The organism is Nocardia arthritidis, assembly GCF_011801145.1.
GTDB lineage: Bacteria > Actinomycetota > Actinomycetes > Mycobacteriales > Mycobacteriaceae > Nocardia > Nocardia arthritidis_A.
In genome coordinates, this window is record NZ_CP046172.1 from 1,013,506 (window position 1) to 1,033,460 (window position 19,955).

Consider the following 19,955-nt stretch of genomic DNA (forward strand, 5'->3'; position numbering starts at 1 on the left):
CTCGGACCGCGGCCACCGCCTGGCATGTCATGTGAACCTGTGGGGGTGGTTACGCGTTGGCCGTGCGGTTCGGTACGACGCGAGAGGTGAATGGACTCGGATGGATAGCGCCCGCCGCTCTGCTCGTGGTACCCGTCGTCGCAGGTCAGGCGGCCTTCTGTTCAGTCAGCTGCTCACATCGGCAGTGGAGACGGCGGCCGGAGCGGTCGCCATTCGCTACAACCCGACCGGTGATCCGGCCGACGACCGCGAGCTGACCTATCAGGAACTGGACGAGGCGTCGTCGCGGGTGGCGCGCGAGCTGATCGAGCGCGGGGTCGGTCCTGGCGATGTGGTGGCCATCGGTATCGCCCGCAGCCTGGAATCGGTGCTCGCGGTGTGGGCCATCGCGAAAACCGGTGCGGCGTATGTGCCGGTGGATCCGAGTTACCCGGCCGAGCGCATCGCGCATATCGTCTCCGATTCCGGTGCGGTGCTCGGCCTCACCACCTCGGCGCACCGGGCCGCGCTCGGCAGCGCCATCTACTGGATCGAATTGGACGATCCGGTGGTCTCGGCCCGGATCGCCGCGCGCCCCGCGCACCCGATCTCCTACACCGACCGGGTGCGCCCGCTCGACGAGCGGCATCCGGCGTACGTCATCTACACCTCGGGTTCGACCGGGCGGCCGAAGGGCGTCGTGGTCACCCATACCGGTCTCGCGAGCCTGGTGGCCGCCGAACGCGAACATTACGATGTGACACCGGATTCCCGGGTGCTGCACGTCTGCTCGCCGAATTTCGACGTCTCCGTGCTCGAGCTGCTGCTCGCATTCTCCGCGGGCGCGACGCTCGTGGTCGCGCCGCCGAAGGTGTTCGGCGGCTACGAGCTGGCGGATCTGCTTCGCCGCGAACAGGTTTCGCACATGCTGATCACCCCCGGCGCACTGGAGTCGGTGGATCCGGCCGGGCTGGACGACCTGCAGGTCGTCGTGGTCGCCGGTGACAAATTCGGCCCGGAGCTGGTCGGGCGCTGGGGGGCGAGCCCGGATCGGTTGTTCTACAACGGATACGGGCCGACCGAGGCGACGATCTTGGCGACCAGCAGTGCGCCGATGCGGCCCGGCGGTCCGATCACCATCGGCACCTCGATCGCGGGAGTCGGTGCGTTTGTACTGGATTCGCGGCTGCGGCCGGTGCCTGCCGGTGTCGTCGGCGAGCTCTACCTCTCCGGCCCCGCGCTGGCGCAGGGCTACCTCGGCCGCCCGGGGCTCACCTCGGAACGCTTTGTCGCCAGCCCGTTCGGCGCCGACACCGGTAACCCGGGCGCGCGGCTGTACCGCACCGGTGACCTGGTGCGTCGCAGCGAAATCGACGGCACCATCGAATATTTGGGCCGCTCCGATTTCCAGGTGAAGATCCGCGGCTTCCGCATCGAGCTCGGCGAGATCGATAACGCGCTCACCGGACACCCGGAGATCGATTACGCGGCGACCATCGGCCGAACCCTGCCATCCGGTGCGACGGCGCTGGTTTCGTATGTGCTGCCGCGTGCCGGCGTCACCATCGATACCGGCGAGCTGGCGGAGTTCATCGGTGCGTCGTTGCCCGCGTACATGATTCCGGCCGCGATCATGGTGCTCGACGAGATCCCGCTGACCCCGGTCGGCAAGCTCGATCGTGCGGCGCTGCCCGAACCGGTATTCGCGGCACGGAAATTCCGCGCGCCGTCGACGCCGGTGGAGGAGATCGTCGCGGATGTGTTCGCGGCGCTGCTGCTTTCGGGTGTCGCCGACGCCAGGGTCGGCGCGGACGACGACTTCTTCGAACTCGGCGGCAATTCGCTGCTGGCCGCGCAGGCGGCCGCGCGCATCGGCTCCGCACTCGAGATCCGGGTGCCGGTGCAGCTGCTGTTCGAGGCGTCCACCGTCGCGGCGCTGGCCGAGCGGGTGGAGCAGCACGCCGGATCGTCCGCGGGGCAGGCGCTGCGCCCGCAGCCGCGGCCCGCGCGGATCCCACTGTCGTACGCCCAGCAGCGGATGTGGTTCCTGAACCGGTTCGATCCGGCCAGCGGCGTCAACAACATTCCGGTCGCGGTGCGGCTCACCGGCAAACTCGACATCGAGGCGCTGCGGGCCGCGGTGCGCGATCTGTGCGAGCGGCACGAGGTGCTGCGCACCATCTACCCCGAGGTGGACGGCGAGGGCTACCAGCAGGTGCTGCCGATCGGCGATCGGCGGTCGGTGCCGGATCTCGTTGTGGAACAGGCGGATCCGGCGCGGGTGCCGGAGTTGGTCGCCGCGACGGTGATCGAGGGCTTCGACGTCACGGTCGCGCCGCCGGTCCGGGTGCGGGTACTCGAACTGGGCGAACACGACCATGTGCTGATCTGCGTCGTGCACCACATCGCGGGCGACGGCTTCTCGATGGGCCCGCTCACCCGCGATCTGATGACCGCGTATGTGGAGCGGATGCACGGCGGCGCACCGGAATGGCCCGCGCTCACGGTGCAGTACGCCGACTACGCCATCTGGCAGCGGGATGTCCTCGGCGCCGAGGACGATCCGGATTCGGTACTGGCACAGCAGATCTCGTTCTGGCGCAACCAATTGGCCGCGCTGCCGGAGCAATTGGAACTGCCCGCCGACCGGCCTCGGCCCGCAGTGGCGTCCAACCGGGGCGCGACCTACGAGTTCCGGATCGACACCGGTATCCATGCGGCACTGAACAAACTTGCGCACCAGCACAATTCGACGTTGTTCATGGTGGTGCACGCGGCGCTCGCCGTGCTGCTCGCCCGGCTTTCCGGCACCAGGGACATTGCGATCGGCACCCCCGTCGCCGGACGCGGCGAGGCGGCGCTCGACGATCTGGTCGGCATGTTCGTCAATACGCTGGTGCTGCGCAACGAGATCGATCCCGGCCTGAGCTTCGACGAGCTGCTGCGTGAGGTGCGCCACACCGATGTCGAGGCGTTCGGTCACGCGGACGTGCCGTTCGAGCGGCTGGTCGAGCTGTTGGATCCGGTGCGTTCGGCGGCGCGGCATCCGCTGTTCCAGGTGATGCTCACCTTCCAGAACCTGGCCCGCGCCGAACTCGAACTGCCTGGCCTCTCGGTGGCGGGTGTCGACCTCGCGGTGCCGCTCGCCAAATTCGACCTGCAGCTGGCGCTGGCCGAGGACATCGACGTGCACGGTGCGCCGCAAGGCATTTCGGCGGCCTTCAGCTACGCCACCGATCTCTTCGACGAACCGACCGTGCAGGATTTCGCGGATCGCTTCGGCCGCATCCTGGCCGCGGTGGCCGCCGATTCCGCGGTGATCGTCGGAGATATCGACGTACTCGCCCCCGGCGAGCGCGAGCTGGTGCTGCACGAGTGGAACAGCAGCGGCGCGAACGTGCCCGCGGTGACGCTGGTGGATCTGCTCGCCACCCAGGCCCGTCGCCGCCCGAACGCGGTCGCGGTGCGCTACGGCGAGACCACGCTTACCTTCCAGGAACTGCACAGCCGGGCCGCACGGGCCGCGCGCGCACTCATCGCGCAGGGCGCGGGCCCGGAAAAACTTGTGGCCGTTGCGGTTCCGCGCACCGAGGAGCTGCCGGTCGCACTGCTCGCCGTGCTGCTCTCCGGTGCGGCGTACCTGCCGATCGATTCGACCTATCCGGCCCAGCGCCTGGAATTCATGCTCGGCGATGCCGCACCGGCCTGCCTGCTCACCACGGTGAGTGAGCGAGATGCGGTGCCCGCCGGTGAAATTCCGGTGGTGCTGCTCGAGGAGACCGGCGGCTACTCCGACGAGCGGGTCACCGACCGGGATCGGCTCGCGCCGTTGCGTCCGGACAATCTGGCCTACGTCATCTACACCTCGGGTTCGACAGGTGTGCCCAAGGGTGTTGGCGTCGCGCACCGGAATGTGGTGGAGCTGTTCGCGAACACCCAGCTGCTCTTCGAATTCGACGAGACCGATGTGTGGACGCTGTTCCACTCGTTCGCCTTCGATTTCTCGGTGTGGGAGCTGTGGTGCTCGCTGGCCAACGGCGGCAGCGTGGTCGTGGTGGACTACCTCACCTCCCGTTCGCCGGAGTTGTTCCGCGAGTTGCTGATTCGCGAGCAGGTGACGGTGCTCAACCAGACGCCGTCGGCGTTCTACCAACTGGCGGAAGTCGATCGCACACTGCACGCGACGGATCAGGGCAAGTTCGCGTTGCGCTATGTCGTATTCGGCGGCGAGGCACTGGATCTGCGGCAGCTGCGCCGCTGGTACGAGCGGCACGCGGTGGACGCGCCGTGGCTGGTGAATATGTACGGCATCACCGAAACGACGGTGCACGTGTCGTTCCTGTCGCTCGACGAGCAGATGGTGGACAACGCGGCCAGCGTCATCGGTCGCGCGCTGCCGGGCCTGGAAGGCTATGTGCTCGACGAGCGGCTGCATCCCGCACCGGTCGGCGTCGCCGGTGAGATTTACGTGGCGGGCGCGCAACTCTCGCGCGGCTACCTCGGCAGGCCCGGCCTGGCGGCGACCCGGTTCGTGGCGAATCCGTTCGGCGCGCCGGGGTCTCGGATGTACCGCACCGGCGATATCGGCCGCTGGGTCGGCTTCGGCGGGCGGGCCAACCTCGAATACGCGGGCCGCAGCGATCAGCAGGTGCAGCTGCGCGGCTTCCGTATCGAGCTCGGCGAGATCGAGTCGGCGCTGCTGCGCTGCCCCGGGGTGAGCCAGGCCGTCGTTCTGGTGCGCGCGGACGAGCACGCCGGCGACCGGTTGGTGGGTTACGTTGTGCCCGAGGCCGGTTCGGACCTGGACTCGGTGGCGCTGCGCGAGCAGGTCGGCGAATTCCTCACCGGCTACATGGTTCCGGACGCGATCGTCGTGCTGGACGCGCTGCCGCTCACCCCGAACGGCAAATTGGACCGGAAGGCTTTGCCCGCACCGGAATTCGTCTCCGGTGCGGTCTACCGCGCCCCGAGCTCGCCGGTGGAGCAGGCCGTCGCGGCGGTATTCGGCGAGCTGCTCGGCGCGGCCGAGGTCGGCCTCGACGACGATTTCTTCGGCCTCGGCGGCAATTCGCTGCTGGCCACCCGGGTGGTGGCCAGGATCAACGAGGCGTTGGACGCGAATCTCGCGGTGCGCGAACTGTTCGAGGCGCCGACGGTGGCCGCGCTGGCCGCCCGCGTCGTACCGGGTTCCGGTGGCGGCGCCGCCGCGCGCCCACCGCTGGAACGCGCGCCGCGCACCAGCCGGGTGCCGCTCTCGCTGGCTCAGCAGCGGATGTGGGTGCTCAACCAATTCGATCCGGCCTCACCGGCTTACAACATCCCGATGGCCATCCGGCTCACCGGCGCGCTGGACGTCTCGGCGCTGCGCTACGCCGTCGCCGATGTGGTCGAGCGGCACGAATCGCTGCGCACCCGCTACCCGGCAGGTCCGGACGGGCTGCCGTATCAGGAGATCCTGTCGGTGTCGGAGGCCGTGCCCGGCGGGCTGGAGGTGACCGAGACCGAGGATCCGATCGGCCGGGTCACCGCGCTGCTGTCCACCGGATTCGATGTGACACAACAGGTTCCGGTGCGTGCACTGCTGCTCGGGGTCGGCCGGGACGAGTACCTGCTGGCCATGGTCGTGCATCACATCGCAGGTGACGGCGCATCGATAGCACCGCTGGCGCGCGACCTGATGACGGCGTATCTGGCGCGGGTGCGCGGCAATTCGCCGCGTTGGTCGCCGCTGCAGGTGCAGTACGCCGACTTCGCCATCTGGCAGCGCGCGGTGATCGGCACCGACGACGACGAGAACTCGGTGGCGGCCAAGCAGTTGGCGTACTGGCGCGAGCAGCTGGCCGGGCTGTCCGGCGAACTGGAGCTGCCCACCGACCGACCGCATCCCCCGGTGCCGTCCATGCGCGGCGCCTCGACCGGTCTCGCAGTGCCCGCCGAGGTGCATGCGGCGCTGATCCGCCTTGCCCGCGAACATAATTCGACGCTGTTCATGGTGGTGCACGCGGCACTGGCGGTGCTGCTGGCCCGGCTGTCCGGCCGCGCCGATATCGCCATCGGGACTCCGATCGCCGGCCGCGGTGAACGCGCGCTCGACGATCTGGTCGGCATGTTCGTCAACACGCTCGCGCTGCGCACTCCGGTGGACGCGACCGCGAGCTTCCACGCGCTGGTCGACCAGGCCAGGGAGACCGACCTGACCGCGTTCGCCAACGCCGACATCCCGTTCGAGCGGGTGGTCGAGGTGGTCACGCCGGGCCGGGCCACCACCCGCAATCCGCTGTTCGCCGTTGTGCTTTCGTTCCAGAACAACGAGCAGCCCACCCTGGAACTGCCGGGGCTCACGGTCTCCGGGTTGGACGCCGGCGTCATCGCGGCGAAGTTCGACCTCCAGGTGAACGTGGTGCCGCGATACGGCGCCGACGGTTCGGTCGACGAACTGCTCACCGTATTCACCTATGCCACCGACATTTTCGACGAGCCTACGGTGCAGGCCTTCGGCCGCAGGCTGATTCGGGTACTCACCGCGGTGGCCGCGAATCCGGGTATCCGGGTCGGCGATATCGACATCCTGGACGATGCGGAGCGGGAACGGATTTCCGCCGCACCGGTTTCCGGCGGCGAGCCGGAGACGCCGTCGAACACCGTCGGAACCGCGCTCACCCAGGCGCTGTCCGCCGCCGTCGAGGACGATCCCGATGGTCCGGCACTCGCCTTTGGCGACGACGCGCTCAGCTACCAGGAACTCGACGCGCGCTCATCGCAATTGGCGCGGGTGCTGATCGCCCGCGGTTGCGGTCCCGGCGTCGGCGTCGCGCTGCGGCTGGAGCGTGGCATCCATCAGGCCGTCGCCAGCTGGGCGGTGGTGAAGGCGGGCGCGGCGGTAGTGGCCGGGGCTGCGCCGAACGGGTTGGAGCTCAAGGTCGGCCTGACCACCCTCGGCACGCCGGTCTCCGGCGACCTGGACTGGCTGGCGCTCGACGATCCCGCGGTGATCGCCGAGATTGCTGGGGAATCGCCACGCCCGGTGACCTATGCCCATCGCACCCGTGCGCTGCACGGTGCGGATCCGGCCTTCATCGGCATCGAATCGCTCAGCTACGACGAGCTGGCCGGTGTCGTCGACCGGTTCCGGGCGCGGACGGGTTTGACCTTCGAATCCCGTACCTTCCGCACCGGTGGCGCGGAAGGCGTTGCCGCGCTGGTGGAATTGGTGGCCGCCGGTGCGACCGGCGCCTCGGTGGTGCTGGCGCCGGATCGGGTCGCGGAGCTGACCGACACGCTGGCCGACGAGTGGGTGAGCCACCTGTTCACCGATCGGGCGGGCCTTGTCGACCTGGAGGTAACCGCACTGGAGGATCTTCGAGCGGTGGTGGTCGAGGATACTGTTGCCGACGTGGACGGCTTGGCCTCGGTGCAAACCGTGGTCGCGCTGGCGGATCTGCTGCGCGGGCCTGGCGCCTCGCACAGTGGGTAAGCTGCCGCGATACGGGATGTGACGAGTGCCACAGTGGATTGGTTTGCCGCATCGAGGCTGCCCCTGGAAATGTGGGCGGGACGTGGTTCTACAGGCAGGATGAGTAAGACTTTCATGGTTCGGGAGCGCGGGGGTCGACGGCCGGCTGCAGAATTCGAGGTTGCGGCGCGGGAGATGAGCGAATGACTCGTCCCGCTCGCGTACGGCCCGCCCGTACCCGGCGGCCACGGGTCACCACCCTGCCGCAGTTGATGGCCACCGCCGTCGAGGTGAATCCGAGCGGTACCGCGGTCGTGTACGCCGACGCCGCCGGTGCCATCGGTTCGCTGAGCTATGCCGAACTCGACGAGCGGTCCACTCGGCTCGCCCGTTTGCTGATCGATCGCGGGATCGGCCCGGAAGATCTGGTCGCCGTTGGTATTCCGCGTTCCATCGACTCGGTTGTCGCGGTCTGGGCGGTCGCCAAGACCGGTGCGGGCTTCGTACCCGTCGACCCGAACTATCCGGCCGACCGGGTCGAGCACATGGTCAAGGATTCCGGCGCGGTCCTCGGCCTGACCGTCCAGCGGGTGCACGGCGAGCTGCCCGGTCAGGTGCCATGGCTGTCCGTCGACGGCGACGAGTTGGCGCGGCGGCTGGAGCAGTATCCGGCCGAGCCGGTCACCTATGCCGATCGGTTGCGGCAGCTGCGCGCCGAACATCCGGCCTATGTCATCTACACCTCCGGATCCACCGGTCTGCCGAAGGGCGTCGTCGTCACCCAGGCCGGACTGTCCAGTTTCTGCGACGAACAGCGCGAGCGATACCGGGTGACGAACACGTCGCGCACCCTGCATTTCGCCTCGCCGTCCTTCGACGCATCAGTGCTGGAATTGCTGCTGGCGCTTGGTGGTTCGGCCACCATGGTGGTCGTCGCGCCGACCGTGTACGGCGGCGAGGAGCTGGCCGGGTTGCTGCGGCGTGAGGGTGTGACGCATGCGTTCATCACTCCTGCGGCGTTGGCGTCGATTGATCCGGCGGGGCTCGACGAGCTTCGCGTGGTCGTCGCCGGTGGTGAGGCGTGCCCGCCGGAGTTGGTGCGGCGCTGGGCTTTACCGGGCGTGCGTGAGTTCTTCAATGGTTACGGTCCTACCGAGACCACCATCATGACCAATATCAGCGCGCCGCTGACGCCGGACGTGCCGGTGACGATCGGCGGCCCGATCCGGGCGATCACCGAATACGTGTTGGATGAGCGGCTTTCGCCAGTACCGACGGGCGTTGTCGGCGAGCTCTACATCACCGGCGCCCAGCTGGCCCGCGGCTATCACCGGCAGCCTGCGCTCACGGCACTGCGTTTCGTGGCGAATCCGTTCGATCCCAATGGTTCTCGGCTGTACCGCACCGGTGATTTGGTGCGCTGGACCGCCGATAACGAGCTGGAGTATTTGGGCCGCAACGATTTCCAGGTGAAGATCCGTGGTTTCCGGATCGAGCTGGGCGAGATCGATGCGGTGCTGGCCGCGCACGAGACCGTGGATTTCGCGGTGACCGTCGGACATCGGCTCGACAGCGGTGCGACGATTCTGGCCGCCTACGTGCACGCCGCGGGCGGGGCCGTGGTCGACACCGCCGAGCTCACCGCATTCGCCGAACGCAGCCTGCCCGCGCATATGGTGCCCACCGCGATCACGGTGCTCGACCACATCCCGCTCACCCCGGTCGGCAAGCTGGACCGGCGGGCGCTGCCCGCTCCGCGGTTGCAGGCCAAGGAATTCCGCGTACCCGACGGGCTGTTCGAACAGCTGGTCGCCGACGTATTCGCCGAACTGCTCGGCAGCGCGGAACCGGTCGGCGCGGATGACGACTTCTTCGAACTCGGCGGCAATTCGCTGATCGCCACCCAGGTCGCGGCCCGGCTCGGCGCCGCCATCGGGGCCAGGGTGCCCGCGCGGGTCGTCTTCGAGGCGCCGACGGTCGCCGCGCTCGCCGCGCGGCTGGAACCGCTGAAGGGTGCGGGCGGACGCAGGCCGCTGACGAGTATGCCGCGGCCGGAACACATTCCGCTCTCGCTGGCACAGCAGCGGATGTGGTTCCTCAACCAGTTCGATACCGCATCGGCCGCGAACAACATCCCGTTCGCCATCCGGTTGACCGGTGCGTTGGATGTGGCCGCGCTGCAGGCGGCGGTCGCCGATGTGATCGAGCGGCACGAGACTTTGCGTACGGTCTACCCGGCCGTCGACGGCACCGGTTATCAGGTGATTCTGCCTGCCGCACAGGCGATTCCGGACCTCACCCCGCAGCAGGTCACGACCTCCGAGCTGCCGGGCTGGCTGGCGGCGTTCGCGTTGGGCGGCTTCGATGTCGCCGCCGAGGTGCCGCTGCGCATCGCGCTCGGACAGCTCGACGACGCAGAATACGTGCTGGCCGTTGTGGTGCACCACATCGCCGCCGACGGCAGCTCCGTCGGGCCGCTGGTGCGGGATCTGATGCTGTCCTATATCGCGCGCAGCTCCGGTGTCGTGCCCGAATTGCCGCCGCTGCCGGTGCAATACGCGGACTACGCGCTGTGGCAGCGCGAGGTGCTCGGCGACGAGGGCGATCCCGACTCGGTGGCCGCGGCCCAGATCGCCTACTGGCGTGCGACTTTGGTCGGACTGCCGGACCGGATCGACCTGCCCGCGGATCGCCCGCGGCCTGCCGTCGCCTCCGGGCGCGGCGCGGTATTCACCTTCGAGATCGACGGCCGGATCCGCACCCGGCTGGAGGAACTCGCGCAGGAGGCGGGCGCCTCGCTGTTCATGGTGGTGCACAGTGCATTCGCTGCGCTGCTCGCCCGACTGTCGGGCACCGCCGACGTGGCCATCGGCACGCCGGTGGCCGGTCGTGGTGAGGCCGAGCTGGACGATCTGATCGGTATGTTCGTCAATACGCTTGTGCTGCGTACCGCGATCGATCCGGCGCGTTCGTTCCGTGAGTTGCTGGCCGACGCCAAAGACATCGACCTTGCCGCGTTTTCGCATGCGGAGTTGCCGTTCGAGCGGTTGGTCGAGGTGTTGGATCCGGTGCGTTCGCAGGCGCATCATCCGTTGTTTCAGGTGGCGTTGTTTTTCCAGAATATGGATAAGCCGACGTTGGCGTTGCCTGGTTTGTCGGCCGAGGCTGTCGAATTCGATGGTGCGGTGGCGAAATTCGACCTGCAGCTCACCATCACCCCGCAGGACGATCCGGCCGCGGGTATGTCGGCGATGTTCACCTACGCGACCGATCTGTTCGACCGGGCGACCGTCGCGGAGTTCGCGGCGCGACTGCGGCGGATCCTGAAGGCGGTGGCTGCAGATCCGGCCCGCCCGATCGGCGATATCGGGCTGCTGTCGCTGGTCGAGCGCGACCGAATCGTCTACGAGTGGAACGACACTCGGCAGCGGGTGGCGCCCGAGCTGTTGCTTGACGGCTTCCGCCGGGCGGTGGCGGCGCATCCGGAGGCCGTCGCGATTGCCTACGAGGGTGTCGAGCTGACTTATGGTGAGTTCGATGAGCGGGTGAATCGGCTTGCTCGTTTGTTGATTTCGCAGGGTGTTGGTGCGGAATCGTTGGTGGGTCTTGCGGTTCGGCGTTCGTTGGATCTTGTTGTCGGTATGTATGCGATTGTGACGGCTGGTGGTGCGTATGTGCCGTTGGATCCGGATCATCCGGCCGAGCGCATCGCCCACATCCTCGACACGGCGCGGCCCGCCGCGGTGGTGACCACCACCCGGGATGCCGTCGCGGTGCCGGAGGATGTCGCGACGCTGTACATCGACGCCCTCGACACGAGCGGTTTCGACAGCACCCCCGTGCAGCCGTACGAACTGCTGCGGCCGGTCTGCGCCGCCAACCCGGCCTATGTGATCTTCACGTCCGGTTCGACGGGTAAGCCCAAGGGCGTCGCGGTTTCGCACGCGGCCATCAATAACCAGATCACCTGGATGCTGGCCGAATACCCGCTTGATTCCGATGACGTGTACCTGCAGAAGACCGCGACGACGTTCGATGTGTCGTTGTGGGGTTATTTCATGCCGTTGCGGGTTGGTGCGAAACTCGTTGTGGCCACTCACGATGGTCATCGCGATCCGATGTATGTCGCGGAAACGATTGCCGCGCAGCGGGTGACGGTCACAGATTTCGTGCCGTCGATGCTCACCGTTTTCGCGGCGCATACGCGGCCGGGTTCGATTCCGTCCTTGCGGGATGTGTTCGTCATCGGCGAGGCGCTGCCGCCGGAGACGGTGACGGCGTTGCAGAACGTTTCCGACGCCGCGGTGCACAACCTTTACGGGCCTACCGAGGCGGCGGTCTCGGTGACCTACTGGCCCGCGGAGGACGCCACCGAACGCACCGTGCCGATCGGCCTGCCGCAGTGGAATACCGAAGTCTACGTGCTGGATTCGCGACTGCGGCCGGTGCCGATCGGTGTGCCCGGCGAGCTGTATCTGGCGGGTGACCAGCTGGCGCGCGGCTATGTGCGACGGCCCGACCTCACCGCGGATCGGTTCGTCGCCAATCCGTTCACCACCGGTAAGCGCATGTATCGCACCGGCGACCTGGTGGTCTGGCGCACCACGCCGGACAACGCGGACGGTGTGCTCGACTACATCGGCCGCACCGATTTCCAGGTGAAGTTCCGTGGTCAGCGCATCGAGCTCGGCGAGATCGAAACCGCTTTGCTGGCACAGCCTTCCGTGAGCCAGGCGGTCGCGCTGGTGGCGGGGTCCACGCTGGGCGACCAACTCGTGGCCTACGCCGTGCCGACACCCGGCGCGGTCATCGATCCACAGGTGCTGCGCGCGGCTGTCTCGGATGTGTTGCCCGCGTACATGGTTCCGGCCACCATCGTCGCGCTGGACGCCTTCCCGCTGAACCCGAGCGGCAAGCTGGACCGAAAGGCGTTGCCGGAACCCAGCTTCGAGGCCAAGGAATTCCGCGCGCCCGCCACCCCGGTGGAGGAAATCGTCGCCGGTGTATTCGGCGAGGTGCTCGGCCTCACCCGGATCGGCGCGGACGACGACTTCTTCGCGCTCGGCGGCAATTCGCTGATCGCCACCCAGGTGGTCGCCCGGATCGGCGCGGCCATCGGCGGCCGGGTTCCGGTGCGCGCGCTGTTCGAAACGCCCACCGTCGCAGCGCTGGCCGCGGCCGTGGAATCGCAGGTGCACGGGCAGCGCACCATCGAACTGGGCAGCATCGAGCGGCCGGAGCAGCTGCCGCTCTCGCTGGCGCAGCGGCGGATGTGGTTCCTCAACCGCTTCGATCAGGCCGAGGACGGTTCCTCGGGCGCGGGTTCGGCCGCCTACAACCTGCCGTTCGCGCTGCGCCTGACCGGCGCGCTGGACACCGATGCCCTCGCCGCCGCACTCGACGACGTGGTCGGCAGGCATGAGGTGCTGCGCACCGTCTATCCGGAGACGCCGGACGGGCCGGTGCAGGTGGTGCTGCCGCCGCAGCGCGTCGCGCTGAACGCGACGCCGCGCCCGATGGCGGAATCCGAGATCGCCGGCGCGGTGTACACGCTGGCCGCGACGCCGTTCGACGTCACCGAAGAGGTGCCGTTGCGTGTCGCGCTGTACCAAATCGAGGGCGCCGCGGACGATTACGTGCTCGGGGTGGTGGTGCACCACATCGCGGGCGACGGTTCGTCGATGGGTCCGCTGGTGCGTGATGTGATGGTGGCGTATGCGGCGCGGACGGCGGGTGAGGCGCCGTCGTGGGCTCCGTTGCCGGTGCAGTATGCGGATTACGCGCTGTGGCAGCGTGCGGTGCTCGGCGACGAGTCCGATGCGGATTCGATTGCGGCGCAGCAGATTGCGTTCTGGCGTGAGCAGCTCGCGGATCTGCCCGACCTGTTGGAGCTGCCGACCGATCGGCCGCGGCCCGCGGTCGCCACGCTGGCCGGTGCGCGGGTTGATGTATCGATCGATGCGCAAACCCATTCCGGGCTGGTCGAATTGGCGCGTGCGCATGGTGCGACGCTGTTCATGGTTGTGCATACCGCGCTCGCGGTGGCGTTGGCCAGGTTGTCGGGTTCGAACGATATCGCCATCGGTACTCCGGTGGCGGGCCGTGGTGAGCGTGAGCTCGATGATTTGATCGGTATGTTCGTCAATACCGTGGTGTTCCGCACCCGGTACGACGGGAATGCCACGTTCGCGGAGTTGCTGGGTAAGCAGCGGGAGACCGATCTTCAGGCGTTCGCGCATGCGGATATTCCGTTCGAGCGCTTGGTGGAGGTGTTGAACCCGCGTAGGTCGACGGCGCATCATCCGCTGTTCCAGGTGGGTCTTTCGTTCCAGAATCTGGCGCGGACCGCGTTGGAGTTGCCGGGCCTGACCGTAGCCAAGGTGGATGCGGACCTGGATGTTTCGCAGTTCGACCTGCATCTCATCGTCGCCGACGGTTACGACGAGCAGGGTGCGCCCGCGGGTATCGGCGGCTTCTTCACTTATGCGACAGATCTTTTCGACGCGCAGACGGTGCGCGGTTTCGCCGAGCGACTGTCCCGGGTGCTGGCCGCGGTGGTCGCCGACGCCGATATCCGGGTCGGCGATATCGATGTGCTCGACGTCGAGGAACGCGACGCGGTGCTGTTCGGCTGGAACGACACCGAGCGCAAGGTGCGGACCAGCACGCTGGCGGCGGTGCTCGACGCCGCGGTCGCCTGGGCGCCCAATGTCACCGCGCTGGTCGCCGATCTGCCCGATGGCGGCCGCGCCGAGCTGAGCTATGCCGAACTCGACGGCCAGGTGAATGCCCTTGCCCGGCACCTGATTTCGCTCGGCGTCGGCCCGGAGGCGCGGGTGGCGCTCGCACTGCGTCGCTCCGTGGATCTCATTGTCGCCATGTACGCGGTGACGAAGGCGGGCGGCGCGTACGTGCCGGTGGATCCGGATCAGGCGGCCGAACGCACCGGGCACATCCTGGAATCCGCCGCACCGGTCTGCGTCCTTACCAATGCCGATGCCGCCTTCGACACCGATATCGCGCCGGTGGTGCGGCTGGAAGACCTTGCGCTGCAACCGGACCCGCGGCCGATCCGGGATGCCGAGCGGGCGGTCCCGCTGCGCACCGACAACACCGCGTATGTCATCTTCACCTCCGGTTCGACGGGGCGTCCCAAGGGCGTCGCGGTCACCCACGCCGCGATTCTGAATCAATTGCTGTGGAAGACGGCGGCATTCGTGCTCGGGCCGACCGATATCGTGCTGCTGAAGACCGCCGCGACCTTCGACCTCTCGGTGTGGGAATTCTGGTCGGCCGTCGCCTGCGGCGGACGTCTAGTGCTCGCGACCCCCGACGGGCACCGCGACCCGGCCTATCTCAACGAGCTGATGGCCCGCGAGGCGGTGACCACCCTGCATGTGGTGCCGTCCATGCTGGACGCGCTGGTCGCGGACGCGCGCGGGCTGGCGGCGGTGGATTCGCTGCGCCGGGTACTCGCGATCGGTGAGGCGCTGCCCGGCACGCTGGCTCAGCGATTCCGCGCCACGAAACCGCGAGTGGCGCTGTTCAATCTGTACGGCCCGACCGAGGCGGCGGTGTCGATCACCAGCCACCGGGTGACCGCCGCCGATACCGCCTCGGTGCCGATCGGCGCGCCGGAGTGGAACTGCCGGGTATTCGTGCTCGACGCGCGGCTGCGGCCGGTGCCCGCCGGTGTCTCGGGCGAATTGTATTTGGCCGGTGCGCAATTGGCGCGCGGCTACGTCGGAAGGGCCGAGCTGACCGCGGATCGGTTCGTGGCCAACCCGTTCGAGCACGGCACCCGGATGTACCGCACCGGTGACCTCGTCGCATGGACAGCCGATGGCGAGCTGGAATACCGGGGCCGCACCGACTTCCAGGTGAAGGTGCGCGGTTTCCGCATCGAGCTCGGCGAGATCGAGGCCGCGCTGCTGGCGCGGCCGGACGTGGCGCAGGCCGCGGTGCTCGCCAGAACCGATGCGCACACCGGCGACCGGCTGGTCGCGTACCTGGTCTCGCCGGATCCGGAACTCGATGTGGCGCAGCTGAAATCGGAGCTCGCCGCGGCGCTGCCCTCCTACATGGTGCCGTCCGCGTTCGTTGTGCTCGATGCGCTGCCGCTCAACGTCAACGGCAAGCTGGACCGGAAGGCCCTGCCAGAGCCGGAATTCGAGGCGCAGGTCTATCGGGCGCCGTCGACCCCGATCGAAGAGATCGTCGCCACCGTGTACGCCGAGGTGCTGGGTGTGCCGCAGGTCGGCGCGGACGACGACTTCTTCGCCCTCGGCGGCAATTCGCTGCTGGCCACCCAGGTCGCGGCCCGCCTCGGCGCGGCGCTGGATACCCGGGTGCCGGTGCGGGTGCTGTTCGAGGCATCGACGGTGGCCGGGCTCGCGGTGCGGGCGGAGCGGCATGCCGGTGCGGGCGGGCGCACGGCGCTGGTCGCGGGCCCGCGGCCGGAGCTGATCCCGCTCTCGCTGGCGCAGCAGCGCATGTGGTTCCTCAACCAGTTCGACACGGGCTCGGCGGTTTACAACATTCCGGTCGCCATCCGGCTGTCCGGCGAACTGGATACCGCGGCGCTCGAGCTCGCCGTCGCGGATCTGGTTGCCCGCCACGAGATTCTGCGCACCACCTATCCGGAGACGGCGGACGGCCCGATCCAGCGGATCGCCGATACCGTGCCGGTCAGGCTGCCCGCGGTGCCGACGGACGCCGAGCGCGTCATCGACGAGGTGCGCGACATCGTCGCGGCCGGATTCGATGTCACCACCGAATTGCCGTTCCGGGTCGCGCTTTTCGAGCTGACGCCCACCGAGCACGTGCTCGTCTTCGTCGCGCACCACATCAGCACCGACGGCTGGTCGCTCGGCCCGCTGACCCGGGACGTGATGGTGGCATACGCCGCGCGCAGCGGTGGCGTCGCGCCCGGCTGGGCGACGCTGCCGGTGCAGTACGCGGACTACAGCCTCTGGCAGCGCGCCACGCTCGGCTCGGAATCCGATCCGGAGAGCCTGATCTCGCAGCAGGCCGCATACTGGCGCACCGCGCTGGCCGGACTGCCGGAGGAATTGGCGCTGCCCGCCGACCGGCCGCGACCCGCTGTCGCGTCCTACCGTGGCGCCGCGCTGTCCTTCGAGATTCCGGCGGAAGTCCATGTCGGGCTGAACCGGCTCGCGCAGGAACATAATTCGACGCTGTTCATGGTGGTGCACGCGGCGCTCGCGGTGCTGCTCGCGCGGCTGTCCGGCACCAGGGATATCGCGATCGGCACGCCCGTCGCCGGGCGCGGTGAGACCGAACTCGACGATTTGGTCGGCATGTTCGTCAATACGCTGGTGTTGCGCAATGAGATTCGGCCGGGCGCGAGTTTCGCGGAGCTGCTCGGTGAGGTGCGCGGTACCGATGTCGAAGCGTTCGGTCACGCGGATCTGCCGTTCGAGCGGCTGGTGGAGCTTTTGGATCCGGTGCGTTCGGCGGCGCGGCATCCGTTGTTCCAGGTGATGCTCGCCTTCCAGAATTTGGCGCAGACCTCGCTGGAGCTGCCCGGCCTCACCGTCGCCGGCATCGATCCCGGCGTGCCGCTCGCCAAGTTCGACCTGCAGCTGACCCTCGCGGAAAACGGGCAGGCGGAAGGTATTTCGGCGGTCTTCGGTTACGCGACCGACCTCTTCGACGAATCGACCGTGCGGGATTTCGCGGATCGCTTCGGCCGGATCCTCGCCGCGGTCGCCACCGACGGTACCGTCGCGGTCGGCGATATCGACCTGCTGGCACCGGGCGAGCGCGAACTCGTGCTGCGCGCGTGGAATTCGCGCGGCACCTGGGTGCCCGGCGTCACCCTGCCCGCACTGATCAACGATCAGGTCTGGCGACAGCCCGACGCGCCTGCCATCCGCTACGGCGAAACCACCCTCACCTTCCGTGAGTTGTTGCGTCGGGCCAATCAGGTTGCGCGGGCACTCATCGCGCAGGGCGCTGGCCCGGAAAAGCTGGTGGCCGTTGCGGTTGCGCGTACCGAGGAGTTGCCGGTGGCGCTGCTCGGTGTGTTGTTGAGTGGTGCGGCGTATCTGCCTATTGATTCCACGTATCCGGTACAACGTCTGGAGTTCATGCTGGCCGACGCCGCGCCGGTGTGTGTATTGACGACGACTGCGGAGCGGGACGCTGTTCCGGTCGGTGATCTGCCGGTGGTATTGCTCAGTGAGGCAACGGCGTTCGCCGACCGGCCGATCACCGACGCGGATCGGCTCGCACCGTTGCGTCCGGACAATCTGGCGTATGTCATTTACACCTCGGGTTCGACGGGTGTGCCCAAGGGCGTTGGCGTCGCGCACCGGAATGTCGTTGAGCTGTTCGCGAACACCCAGCCGCTGTTCGGTTTCGACGAGACCGATGTGTGGACGTTGTTCCACTCGTTCGCATTCGATTTCTCGGTGTGGGAGTTGTGGTGCGCGCTGGCGCACGGCGGCAGCGTCGTTGTTGTCGACTATCTGACTTCGCGTTCCCCGGAGTTGTTCCGCGAGCTGCTGATCCGGGAACGGGTGACGGTGCTCAACCAGACGCCGTCGGCGTTCTACCAACTGGCGGAGGCGGATCGGGCCGCGGACCCAGCTCGGCTGGCGCTGCGCTACGTCGTATTCGGCGGTGAGGCGTTGGATCCGCGGAAGCTGGAGCGCTGGTATGAGCGGCATCCGGTGGATCGGCCGCGGCTGGTGAACATGTACGGCATCACCGAGACCACCGTGCACGTGTCGTTCCTGCCGCTCGACGAGCAGGCAGCCGCGAGTTCGGCGAGCGTGATCGGCCGGGCCATCCCGGGTCTGGACGCCTACGTGCTCAACGACCGACTGCACCCCGTACCCGTCGGCGTTCCCGGTGAAATCCAGGTTGTCGGTGCGCAGTTGTCGCGCGGCTACCTCGGCAGGCCGGGGCTTACCGCGACCCGGTTCGTGGCGAACCCGTTCGGTGCGCCCGGGTCTCGGATGTACCGCACCGGTGACATCGGCCGCTGGCACGACCGGAATCTGGAGTACGCGGGCCGCAGCGACCAGCAGGTGCAGCTGCGTGGTTTCCGCATCGAACTCGGCGAGATCGAGTCGGCGTTGCTGCGTTGCCCCGGCGTGGGCCAGTCGGTCGTGCTGGTCCGCAATGAGCCCGGCACCGGCGACCGTCTCATCGGTTATGTTGTGCCAGCCGGGGATTCGGTGCTGGATTCGGTGGTTTTGCGTGATCAGGTTGCGCAGTTCTTGACCGGCTACATGGTTCCGGACGCGATCGTCGTGCTGGACGCGCTGCCGTTGACCCCGAACGGCAAGCTGGACCGGAAGGCGCTGCCCGCACCGGAATTCGTCTCCGGCGCGAGCTATCGTGCGCCCGAGACCGAGACGGAGCAGGCGGTTGCCCAAGCCTTCGCTGATCTGCTCGACGTCGCGCAGGTCGGCCTGGACGATGACTTCTTCAGCCTCGGCGGCAATTCACTACTCGCCACCCGCGCCGTCGCCAGGCTGCGCGAAATGACCGGCGCCACCATCGGTGTGCAGTGGTTCTTCACCGATGCGACGGTGGCGGGCCTCGCCGCACGGATCGATGCCGGATCGGTGGACGATGCGAATGCCGCACTCGGCGTGGTGTTGCCGATTCGTACCGGACCTGGAACCCCGCTGTTCTGCGTCCACCCGATGTACGGTTTGGCTTGGGCATATGCCGGACTCGCCGCTTACCTGCCAGCGGATCAGCCGATCTACGGCCTGCAGTCGCCCGCGCTCTCCGAGGTCGACTACCTGCCGGAATCGTTGGCGCAGTTGGCCGCCCGCTATGTCGCGGAGATCCGCGCGGTGCAGCCGGATGGGCCGTACCGGCTGCTCGGCTGGTCGCTCGGCGGTGTGCTCGCGCACGCCATCGCGACCGAATTGCGGTCGGCCGGTGCCCAAGTCGAGCTGCTCGCACTGCTCGACGCGTTCCCGGAGGCCGATGTCAGCGGGTTCCGCGCCGCGGTGCGCGGTGCGCTGGCCGAACTCGGCATCGGTGCGGATGTGCTTGCCGCGCAGGACGATATCGACGACCTCTCGCCGGATGCGTTGGCCGCCTTGCACGCCATGATCCCGGCCGAGCTGGTCGCGCTGACGCCGGAGCGGTTGCGCCAGATCTACCGGAGTGCGGTCCGCTCTGCCGAGCTCATTGCCGGATACCAGCCGGGGGTATTCGACGGTGACATCGAATACTTCAGCGCGGAATTCGGCGATCCGACGGTGGACGGTCCGGATTCGCGTTCGGCGGCCGATTGGCGGCCCTATGTGACGGGGTTAATAGTCGATCGTCCAATTCCGGTCACACACGACAAAATGGTCACACCGGAGGCGTTGGAAGTGCTCGGACCTCAGCTATCCGACCTGGTCAGAGCGCTGAGCTGAGACGAAATGCCTTGCCGAGCCGAATTGCGGTCCGGCAAGGCATAATCGCCCCCGGCACATGTTGGGGCATGCCCTGAATGCGTCATGGCGTAACGATGGGCACGCGTCCG

2 protein-coding genes are annotated in these 19,955 nt (G+C 68.0%); both read left to right on the forward strand.

Annotated features, from left to right (window positions below):
* Positions 1-184 precede the first annotated feature (184 nt).
* Positions 185-7,453, forward strand: a complete 7,269-nt coding sequence (locus F5544_RS04760; protein WP_428847117.1) for an amino acid adenylation domain-containing protein — start codon at positions 185-187, stop codon at positions 7,451-7,453.
* A gap of 293 nt (positions 7,454-7,746) precedes the next feature.
* On the forward strand, positions 7,747-19,845 hold the full coding sequence (locus F5544_RS04765; RefSeq protein WP_428847163.1) for an amino acid adenylation domain-containing protein: 12,099 nt from the start codon (positions 7,747-7,749) through the stop codon (positions 19,843-19,845).
* Positions 19,846-19,955: the final 110 nt, after the last annotated feature.